The sequence below is a fragment of the Nocardia sp. KT25-26 genome (assembly GCF_056627695.1).
Map to the genome: position 1 here is coordinate 1749282 of NZ_CM152813.1, position 16857 is coordinate 1766138.

The 16857-nt window shown below is 69.5% G+C and carries 15 protein-coding genes; 12 read left to right on the forward strand and 3 right to left on the reverse strand.

Annotation, left to right across the window (positions count from 1 at the left end):
- Nucleotides 1–10 precede the first annotated feature (10 nt).
- Complete coding sequence (locus tag AC1HFH_RS08015; protein WP_480246793.1) at nucleotides 11–1225, forward strand: hypothetical protein; 1215 nt, start codon at nucleotides 11–13, stop codon at nucleotides 1223–1225.
- Between the two features lie 16 nt (nucleotides 1226–1241).
- Here AC1HFH_RS08015 and AC1HFH_RS08020 read toward each other — a convergent pair whose 3' ends face one another.
- On the reverse strand, nucleotides 1242–2333 hold the full coding sequence (locus AC1HFH_RS08020) for an ABC transporter substrate-binding protein (RefSeq protein WP_480246794.1): 1092 nt from the start codon (nucleotides 2331–2333) through the stop codon (nucleotides 1242–1244).
- Between the two features lie 374 nt (nucleotides 2334–2707).
- Here AC1HFH_RS08020 and ctaD point away from each other — a divergent pair, with 374 nt between their 5' ends.
- The 9 genes from ctaD (at nucleotide 2708) to AC1HFH_RS08065 (ending at nucleotide 12938) form a co-directional block, all read left to right on the forward strand.
- Nucleotides 2708–4453: an aa3-type cytochrome oxidase subunit I gene (gene ctaD, locus AC1HFH_RS08025; RefSeq protein ID WP_480246795.1), complete on the forward strand. Its 1746-nt coding sequence runs from the start codon at nucleotides 2708–2710 to the stop codon at nucleotides 4451–4453.
- A 128-nt stretch (nucleotides 4454–4581) separates the two neighbouring features.
- Nucleotides 4582–5802, forward strand: coding sequence for a phosphoserine phosphatase SerB (gene serB / locus AC1HFH_RS08030; protein WP_480247769.1), 1221 nt, complete (start codon nucleotides 4582–4584; stop codon nucleotides 5800–5802).
- Between the two features lie 336 nt (nucleotides 5803–6138).
- On the forward strand, nucleotides 6139–6918 hold the full coding sequence (locus tag AC1HFH_RS08035; RefSeq protein ID WP_480246796.1) for an aminoacyl-tRNA hydrolase: 780 nt from the start codon (nucleotides 6139–6141) through the stop codon (nucleotides 6916–6918).
- 104 nt (nucleotides 6919–7022) lie between these two features.
- Nucleotides 7023–7856, forward strand: a complete 834-nt coding sequence (locus AC1HFH_RS08040) for an ABC transporter ATP-binding protein (RefSeq protein ID WP_480246797.1) — start codon at nucleotides 7023–7025, stop codon at nucleotides 7854–7856.
- A 65-nt stretch (nucleotides 7857–7921) separates the two neighbouring features.
- On the forward strand, nucleotides 7922–8803 hold the full coding sequence (locus AC1HFH_RS08045) for an NUDIX hydrolase (RefSeq protein WP_480246798.1): 882 nt from the start codon (nucleotides 7922–7924) through the stop codon (nucleotides 8801–8803).
- A gap of 98 nt (nucleotides 8804–8901) precedes the next feature.
- Nucleotides 8902–9675, forward strand: a complete 774-nt coding sequence (locus AC1HFH_RS08050) for an enoyl-CoA hydratase-related protein (RefSeq protein WP_480246799.1) — start codon at nucleotides 8902–8904, stop codon at nucleotides 9673–9675.
- Nucleotides 9676–9855: 180 nt separating this feature from the next.
- Nucleotides 9856–10833 (forward strand): class I SAM-dependent methyltransferase, encoded by a 978-nt coding sequence (locus AC1HFH_RS08055; protein WP_480246800.1) that lies wholly within the window; start codon nucleotides 9856–9858, stop codon nucleotides 10831–10833.
- The gene (locus AC1HFH_RS08060) at nucleotides 10834–12291 is read left to right on the forward strand and encodes a THUMP-like domain-containing protein (protein ID WP_480246801.1); all 1458 of its coding nucleotides are present in this window, start codon (nucleotides 10834–10836) and stop codon (nucleotides 12289–12291) included.
- 26 nt (nucleotides 12292–12317) lie between these two features.
- Entirely contained in the window at nucleotides 12318–12938 is a 621-nt protein-coding gene (locus tag AC1HFH_RS08065) for a TetR/AcrR family transcriptional regulator (protein WP_480246802.1), read from the forward strand.
- On the opposite strand, the gene AC1HFH_RS08070 is transcribed toward AC1HFH_RS08065, so the two are convergent.
- Together AC1HFH_RS08070 and AC1HFH_RS08075 are read right to left on the reverse strand one after the other, a co-directional pair.
- Nucleotides 12921–13850, reverse strand: a complete 930-nt coding sequence (locus tag AC1HFH_RS08070) for an alpha/beta hydrolase (RefSeq protein WP_480246803.1) — start codon at nucleotides 13848–13850, stop codon at nucleotides 12921–12923. The two genes, AC1HFH_RS08065 and AC1HFH_RS08070, sit on opposite strands and share 18 nt — an antisense overlap.
- Before the next feature lie 144 nt (nucleotides 13851–13994).
- Nucleotides 13995–14597: a TetR/AcrR family transcriptional regulator gene (locus AC1HFH_RS08075; protein WP_480246804.1), complete on the reverse strand. Its 603-nt coding sequence runs from the start codon at nucleotides 14595–14597 to the stop codon at nucleotides 13995–13997.
- A gap of 177 nt (nucleotides 14598–14774) precedes the next feature.
- Between AC1HFH_RS08075 and AC1HFH_RS08080 the strand changes: the two genes are divergently transcribed.
- Together AC1HFH_RS08080 and AC1HFH_RS08085 are read left to right on the forward strand one after the other, a co-directional pair.
- The gene (locus tag AC1HFH_RS08080; RefSeq protein ID WP_480246805.1) at nucleotides 14775–15698 is read left to right on the forward strand and encodes a metal-dependent hydrolase; all 924 of its coding nucleotides are present in this window, start codon (nucleotides 14775–14777) and stop codon (nucleotides 15696–15698) included.
- A gap of 8 nt (nucleotides 15699–15706) precedes the next feature.
- Complete coding sequence (locus AC1HFH_RS08085) at nucleotides 15707–16855, forward strand: DUF7802 domain-containing protein (RefSeq protein ID WP_480246806.1); 1149 nt, start codon at nucleotides 15707–15709, stop codon at nucleotides 16853–16855.
- Nucleotides 16856–16857: the final 2 nt, after the last annotated feature.

The window sequence follows — 16857 nt, forward strand, 5'->3', positions numbered from 1 at the left end:
GGGGAACAGCATGGACCACAGCATGATGGAGACCGCGCTGGCGGGGCTGGCGGCCGCGGACTCCCGGGAGCTGGACCGCGAATGCGGGCGCCTGGCGCAGCACTACTTCGATGCCGGGGTGGAACCGCAGTTCCGGGTCGAATCGGTGGACTTCGCCGGCGATGCGCAACTCATCTGCGCCGACCTGTTCTGGAAACTGAATTTCGTCGCCGAACCGACCCTGGCCACCGCCGTCGACTGCGCCGGCTGGATCCAGGAGCACGTCGACCCCGAACTGCGCGAAAAGATCCGGGAGAAGTGGGCATTCGGCTATGCGTTCGTCACCCGGGCCTCGGTGGAATCCGCCGCCGAGATCGCCGACGCCACGGTCGATATCGTCGAACACGACGACAGTTCCTGCACCCGAGCCTATTTCGCCACCCTGTACCACGCCGGGAAACTGCGGGCCAATTTCTGGTTCGACGAGCTGCACCGATTCCTGGAGTCGTCACCGCTGGCCCTGGCCGTCGGGCCGGGGCGTGCCGGCCCGGCCTTCGTGGCACTACAGGCCTATGCCGCCGCAGGCAGCACCCGGTTCACCGACGACTACGGGTATCGCCTGTTCGACCGGGTGTGGCAGGACCCCGACCGGACCTATGCGGCGACCGATATCGCCCTGCACGCGCTCGATGTCAGCGCGCCGTCCCGGCGCCGCGGTGAGAAGTTGTGTGAACACAGCCGGGAGGCGCTGGCCGAGTATCCCGGAGACCACATCTTCCACGCCCGCCTGGCCGCCGGTCTCTATTACCGCGGCGACTATGCGGAGGCGAAGGAGAGCATCGACAACGCGCTCCGGCTGCTGCCCGCGACCGGCGCCCGGGTACAGCACGAGTTGTTCCAGGACCAGTACCTGAACCGCCGGTCCGCGATCGAGCATGCGGCGCAGCAAGCGCGCGATACGACCCTGGCGCGGGAACGCATCGAACGCCACGAACGCGAGATCGATGCACTCGCGGCGACCGTGCGCAACTCGGTGGTGCGGGCGATCGAGATGGTGGCATTGTTCGCCGCCATGATCGCGTTCGCGGTGGGCTCACTGAACATCGCGCTGGCCGGCACGATGCCGCTGCGGGACCGGCTGGTGCTGCTGGTCGCCCAGGGGGTGGTGCTGGCGGTGTTCGCGCTGCTGGTGATCGGTGGAACCTGGGTGATCGCGCACCGTTTGTCGCGCCGCGGCCGGGACTGAATCCAGGCCGCGGTCATCAGTCGGTGACGTACCCGTTGAGGCTGTCGCCGATATCGGTGAGCACAGCGCGTGCCGCGGTCAGGCCGTGCCCGTGCCACACCGCGTCGTCGACGGCGAAGACCCGGCGGTCGGTGGCGGCGCCGAGCTCCTTCCAGTCGTCGCTCTGCAACAGCTCGGTGCCGCGCTGCTCGCCGTCCGGTCCGGCGAACAGGACGTAGATGATGTCTCCCTCGGCCTGGGTGGCCAGCTCGGCCGGGTCGAGCTCGAAGGATTCGCCGCGCTGTGCGGTGGGCCGCTGGACGCCGATATCGGCGAGCACCTGGGCCGCGAAGGTATCCGTGCCCTGGATGCGGGTGGTGTCCGCGGTGAAGCGGATGACCGAGGCCTGTGACTGCCGGGCGAAGGTCTGTTCGCCCAGTTCGTCCGCATCGGCGAGATAGTCGTCGAGGGCGGCCTCGGCGGCCGCGGTCCGGCCCAGCCCCGCGGCGTAGGCGACGAAATCGGACTGCCAGCTGCCGCTGTCGCCGACGAGCACGGTCGGCGCGATCTCGGACAACGTGTCGTAGCCGCCGTCGGGGGCGACATCTCCGAGGATCAGATCGGGGTCGAGTTCGGCGATCAGCGCCGGGTCCGGCGCGCCGGGCTGTCCCACCCCGGGCACTTCCAGAACTCCGGTGCCCAGATACATCGGCTGGGGCCGGGGGCCGGGCAGGGTGGTCGCGCCCACCACCCGTTCCCACAGGCCCAGTGCGCAGGTCGCGTCGAGAGCCGCGCCGGTGAGCACCACGATGCGTTTCGGGTCGGCGGGTACCTCGGTCACACCGGCGGCATGGGTGACCCGGCGGGTGTCGCGGGCACCCGGATCGGCCGGGGTGGGCAGGGGGCAGGCGGTGGTGGTGTCGCGTCCGGCGCCGACCACGCCGGCGCCGGCGATATTGGTGGTGGTGCGCACGATCGTGCTGACTTCTTCGGCGGGCTCGCCACAGCCGGCCACCACCACGGCGGCGGTGGCCAGCACGCCGACCAGGGCGGGGCCGCGCCGCGTCGGGCGGCCGAATCGGGCGGCGGGGCGGCGGAATCGGGTGCGTACTCGGGCGCTCACCGGCATGGGGACGAGACTACTGCCCGGGGCGCGGCGTCGTATCAGGGGACGCCGGTGCCGCGCCGACACGCCGGGATCGGCGCACAGGTATCGCGCCGCACGGTCGGATGTTCCGCTACCTGGACGTCGCCGCCGGGCGCCCGCTCGCCCGCCCGGGTCGGCGGCGGTGAATCGCGATCTCACCGCCCGGAAGTGGTTGCACGTCTGCGACCTGCGGAGGAGGATCTACGACGGCGACGAATACGACACAGAGTAGGACCCGCGCGGAGTGCTGAGCGGGAACCGTTTACGATTCTCTCAGCGCATGCACACCGTCGTCTGATGGATTCACCGGACTGCGGAGCCTGCGGTGTGACGTACAGGCATCTTCAGGAGGATCAGTGACTGCGGTAGAGCCCAGGCCAGTCCCTCAGTTGGAAGCGACTCGACCGTATCCGGCTCGGACCGGGCCGAAGGGCTCGTTCCTCTACAAGGCTGTCACCACCACCGACCCCAAGGTGCTCGGCACCATGTACCTGGTGACGGCGATCAGCTTCTTCATGGTCGGCGGTCTGATGGCGCTGCTGATGCGCGCCGAGCTGGCGCGGCCGGGGCTGCAGTTCCTCTCGCCCGAGCAGTTCAACCAGCTGTTCACCATGCACGGCACGATCATGCTGCTGTTCTATGCGACGGCGATCGTGTTCGGCTTCGCCAACATCATCCTGCCGCTGCAGATCGGCGCGCCCGACGTGGCGTTCCCCCGGCTGAACGCGTTCAGCTACTGGCTGTACCTGTTCGGCGGCACGATGGCGACGGCTGGCTTCGTCACCCCGGGTGGCGCGGCCGACTTCGGCTGGACGGCCTACGTGCCGCTCACCGACATCCTGCATTCGCCGGGCGTCGGCACCGACCTGTGGATTCTGGGTCTGGCCGTCTCCGGTCTGGGCACCATCCTCGGTGGCGTGAACATGCTGACCACCGTGGTCTGCCTGCGAGCTCCCGGTATGACCATGTTCCGGATGCCGATCTTCACCTGGAACATCGCCGTCACCAGCGTGCTGGTGCTGCTGGCGTTCCCACTGCTGACCGCGGCGCTGTTCGGTCTGGCCTACGACCGCCACCTCGGTGGCCACATCTACGATCCGGCCACCGGCGGCATCCTGCTCTACCAGCACCTGTTCTGGTTCTTCGGCCACCCCGAGGTGTACATCATCGCGCTGCCGTTCTTCGGCATCGTCTCCGAGATCTTCCCGGTCTTCAGCCGTAAGCCGATCTTCGGTTACACCACGCTGGTCTACGCGACTCTCGGTATCGCCGCCCTCTCCATCGCCGTGTGGGCGCACCACATGTACGCGACCGGTGCCGTGCTGCTGCCGTACTTCTCGTTCATGACCTTCCTGATCGCGGTGCCCACCGGCGTGAAGTTCTTCAACTGGATCGGCACCATGTGGCGTGGTCAGCTGACCTTCGAATCGCCGATGCTGTGGTCCATCGGCTTCCTGGTGACCTTCCTCTTCGGTGGCCTGTCCGGTGTCATCCTGGCCAGCCCGCCGCTGGACTTCCACGTCACCGACTCGTACTTCGTCGTGGCGCACTTCCACTACGTGCTGTTCGGCACCATCGTGTTCGCCACCTTCGCCGGCATCTACTTCTGGTTCCCGAAGATCACCGGCCGCATGTGCGACGAGCGCCTGGCCAAGTGGCACTTCTGGGCCACCTTCGTCGGCTTCCACACCACCTTCCTGGTGCAGCACTGGCTGGGCTCCGAGGGCATGCCGCGGCGTTACGCCGACTACCTGCCCACCGACGGGTTCACCGCGCTGAACACGATCTCCACGATCGGCGCGTTCATCCTGGGCGCCTCGATGCTGCCGTTCATCTGGAACGTCTTCAAGAGCTACCGCTACGGCGAGGTCGTGACCGTCGACGATCCGTGGGGTTACGGCAACTCCCTGGAGTGGGCCACCACCTGCCCGCCGCCGCGGCACAACTTCTACGAACTGCCGCGGATCCGGTCCGAGCGCCCGGCATTCGAGCTGCACTACCCGCACATGGTGGAGCGGATGCGGGCCGAGGCGCACGTCGGCTGGGGTTCGGGTAAGCACGCGAGCCATGTCAGCGAGGGCGAACTCGCCGGCAGCAAGTAACCGGTCAGCGAGTAGGCTGACCTGAGACAACGAGTGTGCACCTGCTGTCCCAGCAGGTGCACACTTTGTTTGTGGGTAACCGAGCAGATCGCCCGGCGGCGGGCGAACCGACACTGGAGCAGACCGAGTTGGCCGACACCACAGTTCTCGTCACCGTCACCGGACCCGACCGGCCCGGAGTGACCTCGGTCCTGCTGACCGCGCTGTCGCGACATCAGGTGAGCCTGCTGGATGTGGAGCAGGTGGTGATCCGCGGCCGGCTCACCCTCGGTGTGCTGGTGTCGTGCCCGAACGACGCCGAAGCGCTGCAGGACGAGCTGGAAGAAGCGATGAACACCGTCGGCATGCAGGTCGATGTCTCGGTGGACGCGCAGATCGGCAAACAGCCCGAATCCACCCACGCCGTCGTGGTGCTGGGGGAGCCGGTCACCGCGCACGCCTTCAGTGCCATCTCGCGGCAGCTGGCCACCCTGGGTGCCAATATCGACTCCATTCGCGGTATCGCCGACTATCCGGTCACCGGGATGGAGCTGCTGGTCTCGGCGCGTGATGAGGGCACCGAGACCGATTCGGCGCTGCGCACCGCGCTGGCCGATGTCGCGGTCGCCGAACAGGTCGATGTCGCGGTCGAGCGGGCCGGGCTGGCGCGGCGCGCGAAGCGGCTGATCGTGTTCGACGTCGACTCGACCCTGATTCAGGGTGAGGTGATCGAGATGCTCGCCGCCCACGCCGGGGTGGAGGACCAGGTCCGCGAGGTCACCGAGGCGGCGATGCGCGGCGAGATCGACTTCGCCGAATCGCTGCGGCAGCGGGTGGCCACCCTGGCCGGTCTGGACGAATCGGTGATCGCCGAGGTCGCCGACCGGATCGAACTCACCCCCGGTGCCCGCACCACGATCCGGACGCTGCGCCGGCTCGGCTTCCGCTGCGGCGTGGTTTCCGGCGGCTTCCGGCAGGTCATCGAACCGCTCGCACATGAACTGGAACTGGACTTCGTGCAGGCCAACACCCTCGAGGTGGTCGATGGCAAGCTGACCGGGCGGGTGATCGGCGAGGTCGTCGACCGGGCATTCAAAGCGACCGCATTGCGCAAGTTCGCCGCCGAAGCCGGGGTGCCGATGGAACAGACCGTCGCCGTCGGCGACGGCGCCAACGATATCGACATGCTCAACGCGGCCGGTCTGGGCATCGCGTTCAACGCCAAACCCGCCCTGCGTGAAGTCGCCGACGCCGCCCTCTCGCACCCCTACCTCGATGCCGTCCTGTTCATCCTGGGCGTCACCCGCGCCGAAGTGGAGGCCGCGGATGCCCGGGACGGACTGCTGCGTCGGGTGCCGCTGAACCACTGAGCGAGAGCGGGCCGCTCAGCCGGACTCGCCCCGCTGGTAGCGCCGGAGCCGGATCCGGCCGGGTTGCCGTCGATCGAGGTCACCGTGCCGGGCCGGCGGACCGGTCTTACCGGACCACGTCACGGCCGTATGTGCCCGGACGGTGCGGACTTCCCGGACGTCGGCGAACCGGGCCCGGCCGGTGTGGTCGGCGACCCTGCGGGCCGCCGAGCGGGTGACCGAGCAGTGCGAACCCTGATCGTGCCGGTCGCGTCGAGGTCGTGGGGCGACACGGCGAACGATGCCGGGCGCGGTGGCCGTAGCCTGGTCCGGGAGATCGGCGAGCGGAGAGTGGGAGTGGACGTTCAGGCGGATATCGGAGATCCGGCGCGCGGGCGTGAGCTGGACTTCGACGGTTTCCGGGTGCGGCATGCCGAGCTGGCAGCGGGATACGGCGGCAGCGGCGATCCGGACGATCCGGCGCAGGTGCAGGCGATGCAGATGGTGCTGCACATCCCGAAGGCCGACCCGCCGGCGCGGAGCGCCTTGCTGGCGGCTGCTGCGGCGGCCGCAGTCGCGGTATGCCTCGATCCGCGGTCCGGGCCGGACGGCGAGTGGGCGGCACGGTATCTGGCGTGGAAGCGTTCCCGGATCCGGAAGGTGGCGCGACGGGCCCGTGGTGCCCAGTGGACCGCAGCCCAGGACGTCGACGGCCTCACGGTGACGGCGGCCGGCGCACAGGCCCGTGCCCTGGTGCCCGGACCGGTCGGCGCGATCGACCCGCGGATTCGCAAGTTGCAGATCAACGGCACCGAACTCGCCGCCGACGATCCCGGCTCGCCCGATCCCGCCCTGCCGGTGCTGTGGGTGAATGCCGAACTGGCCATGTCGGTCGGGAAAGCCGCCGCCCAGGTCGGCCATGCGAGCATGCTGCTGGCCGGGGCCCTGTCGGCAGAAGCCGCCTTCGCCTGGGCTCGTACCGGTTACCGCTGCGAGGTTCGCGATGCCGATACCGCGTCCTGGTCGCGGCTGACCGGGGAGGTCGCGTCCGGTCGGGCCGTCGCGGTTCGCGATGCCGGTTTCACCGAAGTGGCGCCGGGTTCCATGACCGTCATCGCGGTGCCGCCGGCCGGATAGCCCGGCCCTGGTGCCGGTTATCGGACGCCCACTCCGTACGTGACCCGGATCACCATGATCGGACCGGCCCCCGGTCGTTCCGCCGCGGCCCTCGGTGGGCCAAGATGGATCGCGTGTCGCAACCCGATCCCGATCTGCTCCTGGACTTCACCGATGTCAGCATCCGCCGCTCGGGCAACACGCTCGTCGGCCCGGTGAGCTGGCAGGTGGAACTCGACGAACGCTGGGTCGTGCTGGGCCCCAACGGCGCCGGCAAGACCTCACTGTTGCGGCTGGCCGCCGCGGAGGTCCATCCGACCACCGGCACCGCCTACCTGCTGGGCGAGAAAATGGGCCGGGTCGACGTCAATGAACTGCGTCCGCGGATCGGCCTGTCCTCGGCGGCGGTGGCCGCCCGGATCCCGCCGGACGAGAAGGTCGCCGATCTGGTGGTCTCCGCCGGATATGCCGTCTTGGGCCGCTGGCGCGAGCGCTACGACAGCATCGACACCGATCGGGCCGTGGACATGCTCGAAACCCTCGGTGCCGAACATCTGTCCGAGCGGGCCTACGGAACGCTGTCCGAGGGCGAGCGCAAACGAGTGCTGATCGCCCGCGCCCTGATGACCGACCCGGAACTGCTGCTGCTCGACGAGCCCGCCGCCGGCCTGGACCTGGGCGGCCGGGAGGAACTGGTGGAACGCCTGGGCGATCTCGCCGCCGACCCGGACGCCCCGGCCACCGTCCTGGTCACCCACCATGTCGAGGAGATCCCGCCCGGCTTCACCCACGGTCTGCTGCTCGACGAAGGCGCCGTCGTCGCCCAGGGGCTGCTGGACGACGTGTTGACCGCCGAGAACCTCAGCAAGGCATTCCGGCAGCAGATCGCCCTGGATCGCGTCGACGGCCGGTACTTCGCCCGCCGCGCCCGCCGGGCGGGCAGCCACCGCTCCCGCTGATTCTCCCGGACCCGATTCCGGGAAGCAGGTCTTGCGCTCGGCCGGAATGGCGTTAGGGTGCCGACATGACCGATGATCGTTCGCCTGGCGAAGTATCGTCGTCGATCGTGCCGGCTCGGGACGCCTCGACGGTGATGCTGGTGCGGGACAGCGCCGCCGGCCCCGAAGTGTTCCTGCAGCGCCGAGTGGGTGCAATGGCCTTCGCCGCCGGGATGACCGTATTCCCCGGCGGCGGTGTCGACCCGGCCGACGGGACCGCGGAGCTGCGCTGGGCGGGGCCGCAGCCACAGTGGTGGGCCGATCGGTTTGCAACGACCGCCGAGCGGGCCCAGGCATTGGTCGCGGCCGCCGTCCGGGAGACCTTCGAGGAATGCGGGGTCCTGCTGGCCGGGCCGACCGCAGACTCCGTCGTCGCCGACACCACCGCCTACCGGGATGCGCGCCGCGCGCTGGAGAATCGCGAACTGTCCCTGGCTCGGTTCCTCGCCGAGGAGAACCTGGTGCTGCGCGCCGATCTGCTGCGCCCCTGGGCCAACTGGATCACCCCCGAGGCCGAACCGCGCCGCTACGACACGCACTTCTTCGTGGCGGTTCTGCCCGAGGGACAGCGTGCCGACGGGGCCACGTCGGAAGCCGCCGAAGTGCACTGGCGCACTGCCGCCGCCGCGCTGGATCGCTGGCGGGCCGGTGATGACATCCTCTTGCCGCCCACCTGGTCGCAGCTCGACGCGCTCGGCGCCTACTCCGACACCGCAGCGATCCTCGCCGCCGAACCGGCGATCACGCCGATCATGCCGCAGCTCGGCGGCGGCGGGCTGCCGCTGTCGGACTTCCCCGGCCACGAACGCTACTTCGCCGATCTGCCGAACCCCGTGGAGCTGCAGTCGAGCCACCGGGCGGGGCGGGAGCCCCGCAGCACGTCGGCTGCCGACGGCACGACAGCCTGAGCCCGCTGCCGCGGGCAGGGCGGCCGGTCGCAGCGCGTCGGCAAGGCAATCCGGATCGTGGGCGCGGGCCGGGATCCGGCGGCCGGTAGGTTGCCGGTATGGCCGAATACGTGACGTTGGAGCTGCCGGAGCCGAACACCCGCGGTGTGGCGGTTCTGCGCATGGACCGCCCGCCGCTGAACCTGGTCGACACCCAGCTGGCCCGCGAGGTGGCCGCGGCGGCCGCAACCGTGGCCGCCGATCCCGGGGTCGCGGCACTGATCGTTGCCGGCGACGCCCGGATCTTCAGCGCGGGCGACGAGATGCGGGAACTGGCCACCCTGGATGCCGAACAGGCCGCGGCCCGGGTGGTGGACCTGCAGGCGGCGCTCGGTTGCCTGACCCGGGTACCGCAGCCCACCGTCGCCGCCATCACCGGATACGCGTTGGGCGCCGGTCTGGAACTGGCTCTCGGTGCGGACCGGCGGATCATCGGTGACAACGTCAAGCTCGGCCTGCCGCAGATCGATGCCGGCCTCATCCCGCTGTCCGGCATCCGCCGCCTCGCCCTGCTGATCGGCCCGGCCGCCGCCAAGGATCTGGTGTACACCGGCCGATTCGTGGAGCCGGACGAGGCGAAGGCGCTCGGGCTGGCCGACGAGGTGGTCGCGCCCGACGATGTTCTCGCTGCCGCGCACCGCTGGGCCGAACAGTTCATCACCTCCGCCCCCCGAGCGCTGGCCGCCGCCAAGGCCGTCTTCGAAGCCGGCCCGCACGGCCACAGCCGCGCCGCCACCGAATGGCCGGCCCTGTTCGACACCGCGGACACCCGCACCGGCACCCGTACCTACGCCACCGACGGCCCGGCCACCGCCACTTTCACCGGCCACTGACCCCGGCCCCGGCCGCTGTGGCCGGCGGTCCGCGCGGTCGTGCATCGAAGTGCGCGGTCGTGCACCGCCGGCGATGCACGACCGCGCACAACGATGCACGATGCGGATAGCAGGTCCGGTGCGGCGCAGTTCACGACCGGCAGTGCACCGCAGTGGAGGCGGCAGCTAGGCTACCCTTCCATGACGGTCCACCCCGATGACCCGGCGCCGCACCCGCATGCCACCGAGGCCGAGGTCGAAGCAGCACTCAAGGACACCAAGCTCGCCCAGGTCCTGTACCACGACTGGGAAGCCGAGACCTACGACGACAAGTGGTCGATCTCCTATGACGAGCGCTGTATCGAGTACGCCCGCGGCCGGTTCGACGCCGCGGTCGGTCCGGCTCCGCTGCCGTACGAGCGGGCCCTGGAGCTGGGCTGCGGTACCGGCTTCTTCCTGCTGAACCTGATGCAGGGCGGGGTGGCGAAGAAGGGGTCGGTCACCGACCTGTCGCCGGGCATGGTGAAGGTCGCGCTGCGCAATGCCGAGAACCTGGGCCTGGACGTCGACGGCCGGGTCGCCGACGCCGAAACCATCCCGTACGACGACGACACCTTCGATCTGGTGGTCGGCCACGCCGTGCTGCACCACATTCCCGACGTCGAACTGGCGTTGAAGGAGTGCCTGCGGGTACTCAAGCCCGGCGGCCGGTTCGTCTTCGCCGGTGAGCCGACCACGGTCGGCAACTTCTACGCCCGCAAACTGGGCCAGATCACCTGGAAGGTCACCACCGAGGTGACTCGCTTGCCGTTCCTCAACGGCTGGCGCCGCCCGCAGACCGAACTCGACGAGTCGTCCCGCGCCGCCGCCCTGGAGGCCGTCGTCGATCTGCACACCTTCGATCCTTCCGAACTCGAGGCGATCGCCCGCCGTGCCGGTGCGATCGATGCGCAGGCCACCACCGAGGAGTTCGCCGCCGCCCTGTGGGGCTGGCCGGTGCGCACCTTCGAGGCCGCCGTGCCCGATGAGAAGCTCACCTGGGGCTACCGGATGGCCCAGTACAAGGCGTGGCTCGGGCTGAGCCGGCTGGACGAGAAGGTGCTGCGCCATGTGGTGCCGCGCCAGTTCTTCTACAACGCGATGATCACCGGCGTGAAGCCGGCCGCCGCCGCGAAGTAGGTGGGCTACCGGTTCGACCGGGCCGACGTCGGCTACCTCGGCAGTGCGGCGGGTGCCGCCGCACTGGCCGAGGTGGATCGGCTGGCGCTCACCCCGGCCAGTCACCTGAGCGACCTGGCTCGGGTGCGGCGCGACCACGGTGATGCCGCGGCGGCCCTGGTCGAAACCGTCCGGTTGCGCCGCCGGGCGGCCGCCAAGCTCGACGGTGCCGCCCGCTGGCTGTTCACCGACGATGCGCTGCAGCAGGCCACCCCGACGCTCGTCGCTCGGCACCGGGCCGCACGCCTGGCCGGCCGCGCCGTCCACGATGTCACCTGCTCGATCGGCGCCGAACTGACCGAACTGGCCAGGGTGTGCCCGGCCGTCGTCGGCAGCGACCTCGACGAGGTCCGGCTCGCCATGGCGGCGCACAATCTGGGCGCGGCGTGGTACCGGCTCGGCGTCGACGTACCGGGTCGCACTGCCGGATCGGGGGCCGGAACGGACCGGGCCTCGCGTATCGGTACCGGAGCGCCGTTGTCGGCCGCCGACCCGGAACCCGGGATCGAAACGCACTGGGCGCTCCCAGATCGGCACGGCCACCGTTCGGGCGGGCGTGATGGTGCCGGGGCGCTGCGCCACCCCGAAGGAAGGCTCGGTACGACTGCTGAGGCTGCGGGCACACAACCGGCGTCTGGGGATCTCGAAGCCGCCGTGGGCGCCGCTCCGGTACTGCTGGCGGTGGCCGATGCCACCGTCCCAACCTCCCGGGACACGGTGATCATCGCCGACCCGGCTCGTCGTGCCGATGGCAAACGCACCCACGACCCGGCGAAACTGCTCCCGCCGCTGCCTGATCTGCTCGATGCATACACCGGCCGGGACTTGGCGGTGAAATGCGCGCCCGGCCTGGATTTCGCCCGTCTCGGCTGGTTCGGCGAGATCGAGGTGGTCTCTCTCGACGGCGCTGTCCGCGAAGCCTGCCTGTGGTCTCCGGGCCTGTGTGAGCCGGACATCACCCGCCGCGCCACCGTTCTCACCAGCGGTGGCGGGCACGAGACACTTACCGACGCCGACCCGGACGACATCCCCGACCGCGCGCCGGGCGACTGGATCATCGACCCGGACGGCGCTGTGGTCCGCGCGGGGCTGGTCCGTCACTACGCGGCGAGGCACGGGCTGTGGCAGCTCGACCCGCAGATCGCCTATCTCACCGGCGACACCGTCCCCGTCGGTGTCCGCGGGTTCCGCATCGTCGAGCGCCTGGAGTTCCGGGAGAAGACTTTGCGCCGCGAACTGGCCGCCCGCGACTGCGGCCCGCTGGAGATCCTGATCCGCGGCGTCGACACCGACCCGGATCTGCTCCGCAAACGCCTCAAACCCCGCGGCACCACCCCCTACACCCTGATCCTCACCCGCATCGGCCGCACCGCCACCGCCTTCCTCTGCACTGCCCACGCGCCGAATCCGACGCTCTGAATCGGCCGGCGCCGTATCCTGGCGAGATGGGTGATGCCCCGGACCGGCCGCGAAAGCGCCCGCGGCAGCAGCGGTCGCGGTTCACCGTGGATGTGCTGCTGGAAGGCGCCGCCCAGGTCTTCGAGAAGCGCGGACCGGCCGCGACGACCAATGACATCGCGCGCCGCGCCGGGGTCTCCATCGGGACGCTGTACCAGTACTTCCCGAACAAGCATGCGCTCCTGTTCGCCCTGGCCGGCCGGCACCTCGCGGAAGGTGAACAGCGGCTCCGGTCGGTGGGCGCCGAGCTGCGCTCCGAACAGCCGCCGTTCGAGGAGACGATGCGCCGGATGCTTGACGTGGTAGTGGAACTGCACAGTGACCGGCCGGCCCTGCACGCACTACTGCACCGGGTCACACCCCGTTCCGTCGTCGAGATCGCCGCAATCGAAGGGTTGGAGGAGCTGATGGTCGCGGAGGTGGCCTGGCATCTGGTCCGCTGCCGCCGCGGTGGCCCCGACCCCGAGTTCACCGCGCGCACCATCGTGCACGCGGTGGACGTTCAGGTGCATCGGGTCCTCGCCCGGCACGGCATGCAGGTGGAGCCGCTGCTGGCGATGGTCTCGTCGCTGGTTCCGGAGCCCGCCGGATCAGCGCCCGGCCGATAGGCCGGCCACCACCTCCCGGAGTGCGTCCTCGAACCGGTCCAGCCCGGGCAGCTCCAACGGAAAGTGTCCGCAGCCTTCGAGGAGTACCAGCCGGGTGGGTGCGGGAATCCGGTCCAGGAACCGGATACTGATCGCCGGCGGCGTCCAGCGGTCCTCGGCCGGATGCAGCAAGGTGACCGGCGCGGCCCGGAACGTCTCCGGTGCGGTGTGCCGGAAATCGAGCAGGCCGGTCAACAGGCCGATCGGCACCCGGACACCACCACCCAGCGGATCGGTGGCACAGGCCTGCGACACCTCGGGCTGCAAGCTCATGTTCTGCATGTCCACCAGCCACCGGATCGGGATCCGGACATCGCCCAGCATCCGCCCCACGGCGCGCCGGATCGGGCCGGGGACAGCAGCGGTGGCCGGGAACCTGGCCATGGCGCGGCGGGCTTCGGGGTCGGCCGGGTCCGGTAGGCAGGTGGTGACCAGGTGATCGACCGGTGCTCCGCGAGCCGCCGCTTCGTAGGCGAGTATCCCGCCGATGCTGGCGCCGAAAAGCAGGAGCGGGCGGTCGTCCAGCGCCGCTTCGGCCGTGACGAAATCCGTGACCAGGTCCACCCAGTCGGCGTAGCGCACCGCGCGGGGCCTCGGCTCGACGGTAAGGCCGTACAGGGGCAGATCCGGGGCCGCTACCTCGGCGATCCCTTCGGCTGCTGCCCTGCCCAGCGCCGGCCACAGCAACCCGGAATGTCCGCCGGCGCCGTGGATCGCGACCACCCGCACCTGGGCCTCCGGTACCCGGGCCCGGGCGACATGTACCCGCCGGTCGTGGTGGCGCCACCAGGTGGATTCCGGTTCGGCGATCGGGCGGTGCCGATGGGAGGGCGGCAGGAAATCGGAGTAGTCGACGATGCGCGGGGTTTCCATGCCTTCAGCCTGTGGCCGCCGGAGGCCGCCGACAACTCGCATTTCGGCCGGCCGACTCGGGCCGTAGTATCCGGCTCCGACCTCGGGGAACGACGGATCCGGCGCCGGCCGGCCGCCGGTTGCTCGTATTCGCCCGGCGGCCGCTCACCGCTGGGCGGCGATGGCGGTGCCCAGCCAGCGGGTCAGGTAGCGGCGGAGTTCGTCGTCGGTGCGGGGCGGGTCGCCGGGGGAGAGGAAGAACGACTGCATCGTGCGCAGGGTGTACTCGACGAGTTCGCGCAGCGCGGGTTCGTCGTAGCCGTGCCGCGCCCAGTCGACGTCGAAGCGGCGGATCATCGTCATGCCGAAGGCCTGCGCCTCGGTGGAGGTGAGGCTGTCGGCGTGCGAGGTCGAATAGCTGCTGGACAGCAGGATGCCCAGGTGCGGGATGCGGCGGACTTCGGTCAGCGTGAAGACGACGGCTTCGGTCATCGCCACGGCCGGGTCGGTCAGGCCGCGGACATGGTCGGCGAGCCGGTCGAGGAAACCGTCGACCGAGGCGATGGCGGCCGCTGTCATCAGCGCATCGGCGCTCGGGAAATAGCGGTACACGGTCTGCCGGATCACCCCGAGCGATTCGGCGACGTCGGCTATGCCGATCGCGGATCCGGTCCGCCCGATCAGTTCCACCGCGGTATCGATGATCCGCTGCCGGGCTTCCTCGTCGTCGGCCGGCGGCCGTCCGCCCCACCCACGTCTACGCGCCACCGTCCGGACGCTAGCACAGTGACCGGCTGCGGCGGTGCGGGCGCTCGGGCGGTCCGGATCGGAAGTGATCCCCGAAAGCAATCATACATTTGCGTCGTTGTGTGTATGGTTGCTTTAGTCGCGCATGCAACCCAGGGCGGGCCGATCGGCCACCGTCCGAAACGAGGTGTCCTTCAGATGACCGAACTTCATGTCCGCAAAATGGATTTCGCGTTCGACAACTACGACGTCCCCTTTCTGTGGAATCCGGAGAATCCGGCCTTCTCGTCCATGGCCAATGCCGTCTCGTTCCTGGCGATCGGATTCGAGAAGATGATCGTGAAGATGATCCTGCAGACGAAACCGCTGATCACCGACCCGGAAGTGGCCGAGGAAGCGGATGCGTTCATGCGCCAGGAAGGCCAGCACTCGGCGGCACACCGCCAGCATGTGCGCGCACTGATCCGCCGCTACCCGGGCTTGCAGGAAACCTTCGACGAGGTGATCGCCGAATTCGACCGGATCACCGCGAACACCCCGCTGAAGTACCGGCTGGCCTACACCGCCGATCTCGAAGCCACCTTCACCCCAGTGTTCAAGCTGATGCTGGACAACGAGGCCGGGCTGTTCCGGCCGGGCGACGACCGGGTCGCCTCGCTGTTCATCTGGCATTTCGTGGAAGAGGTGGAGCATCGCAGCTCCGCGCTCATCATCTTCGACTCCGTGGTGGGCAGCGACCTCTACCGGATGCGAGTGGCCCCGTCGATCTTCCGGCACGTCCTGAGTGTCATCGAAATCGCCTGCGCCGGCTTCAACAAGCATGTCCCGCTGGCCGACCGGCAGGTCGACGCCTTGTCGATGTTCGCCAGATATCGCTTCCGGCAGATGCTGCGCCGCCGGCTGCCGTTCCTGACCCCGGTGCAGAACGGCACCAGCCCCCGGGCCTTCGACGACCTGCCGCTGCGTGAGCAGTTGGTGGCGCTGGCCGGCGTCGTCCGCAGCCAGCTGCCCCGGCACAACCCGGCGCACGAGCACCTGCCCGATCTCGCAGGTGTTTGGTTCGAGCGGTACGACGCCGGTTACGACGTGACCCGCTGGTACACCGCCGAAGCCGTGTCGTAGGAGCCCCGATGAGTGACTGCGCCACCACCTTCGCCGAACTCGCCGACCGGCTCGGGTTCACCTGCGCCGAGGCAGGCGGCCTCGTCGAGTTCCGCAATCCCTTCGCCCTGGAGAACTGGACCTTGCCGGTTCTCGAGGTCACCATCGTCACCGGCGCGGTGCTCGCGCTGATCTTCGCGGTGCTGCGGCTGCGCCGACACGGTGACCCGACCGACCTGGTGCTCTGGTTCGGGGCCACCGCCTATCTGTTCGTGATCGAACCGCCGCTGTACTTCCCGGCCGCCTTCGGCATCGATGAACACGTCGACACGATGTTCGCGCACAACCTGTTCACGGTGGAATTCCTGTGGGGCAGGCTGCCGCTGTACATCGTCGCCATCTACCCGCTGATGGCCACCATGGCCTTCGGAATCGTGCGGATGCTCGGCGTCTTCCGCCGCTACGGGGTGCTGGTCGGCGCCGCCTGCGTCGGGTTCGTGCACCACGCCTTCTACGAGATCTTCGACCACCTCGGCCCGCAGCTGCGCTGGTGGGAATGGTCGCTGGACAATCCGATCAACCAGCCGATGTTCGATTCGGTGCCGTGGGGCAGTGTCGTGGTCTTCGCCGCCCTCTGGCCGATGTCGCTGGCCTTCTGTGTGCAGTACTTCGTCGGCCGGCAGGTCGATGCGGGTCGCGACTTCACCGGGCTCGAACTGGTATGGCGCACCGTCGTGATCGGGTTGCTCGCCTCGGTCGGCACCTTCCTGCTGCCGCTACCGGCCACGGTGATCGGCATGAGCAGCGATACCGTGCGCGGTGTCGTCTACGCGGCCGAGCTGGCGATCATGAGCGGCGTGGCGGCGGTCGTGCTGGTGCAGCAGTGGCGACGGCAGCGTGGCCCGCAGCCCGACACCGCGAACTACTCGAACCGATTCGTCCAGCTGTACGCGCTCGTCTACCTCGCCGTCATGGCGCTGCTGTGGATCACCGCGCTACCCGACTACTTCGCCGCGACCGACGGAGTCACCGCGGCGGGCGATCCCATCGGAAACCTGTGGTACACGCTGGTCTGTTTCGTGGTGGCCGGACTGGCCGTGGCGGCGACCTGCACGGTGCCGCAGCGGACCGCAGATCCGGTACCTGCCCGCTCGGAGGTGGTGACCGAGGCACGCTGATT

Excerpts from the sequence above, each read along its gene's own strand:
- AC1HFH_RS08015 (WP_480246793.1), top strand. The coding sequence starts at position 11 with ATGGACCACAGCATGATGGAGACCGCGCTGGCGGGGCTGGCGGCCGCG.
- AC1HFH_RS08020 (WP_480246794.1), bottom strand. The coding sequence starts at position 2,333 with ATGCCGGTGAGCGCCCGAGTACGCACCCGATTCCGCCGCCCCGCCGCC.
- AC1HFH_RS08040 (WP_480246797.1), top strand. The coding sequence starts at position 7,023 with ATGGATCGCGTGTCGCAACCCGATCCCGATCTGCTCCTGGACTTCACC.
- AC1HFH_RS08045 (WP_480246798.1), top strand. The coding sequence starts at position 7,922 with ATGACCGATGATCGTTCGCCTGGCGAAGTATCGTCGTCGATCGTGCCG.
- AC1HFH_RS08050 (WP_480246799.1), top strand. The coding sequence starts at position 8,902 with ATGGCCGAATACGTGACGTTGGAGCTGCCGGAGCCGAACACCCGCGGT.
- AC1HFH_RS08055 (WP_480246800.1), top strand. The coding sequence starts at position 9,856 with ATGACGGTCCACCCCGATGACCCGGCGCCGCACCCGCATGCCACCGAG.
- AC1HFH_RS08065 (WP_480246802.1), top strand. The coding sequence starts at position 12,318 with ATGGGTGATGCCCCGGACCGGCCGCGAAAGCGCCCGCGGCAGCAGCGG.
- AC1HFH_RS08070 (WP_480246803.1), bottom strand. The coding sequence starts at position 13,850 with ATGGAAACCCCGCGCATCGTCGACTACTCCGATTTCCTGCCGCCCTCC.
- AC1HFH_RS08080 (WP_480246805.1), top strand. The coding sequence starts at position 14,775 with ATGACCGAACTTCATGTCCGCAAAATGGATTTCGCGTTCGACAACTAC.
- AC1HFH_RS08085 (WP_480246806.1), top strand. The coding sequence starts at position 15,707 with ATGAGTGACTGCGCCACCACCTTCGCCGAACTCGCCGACCGGCTCGGG.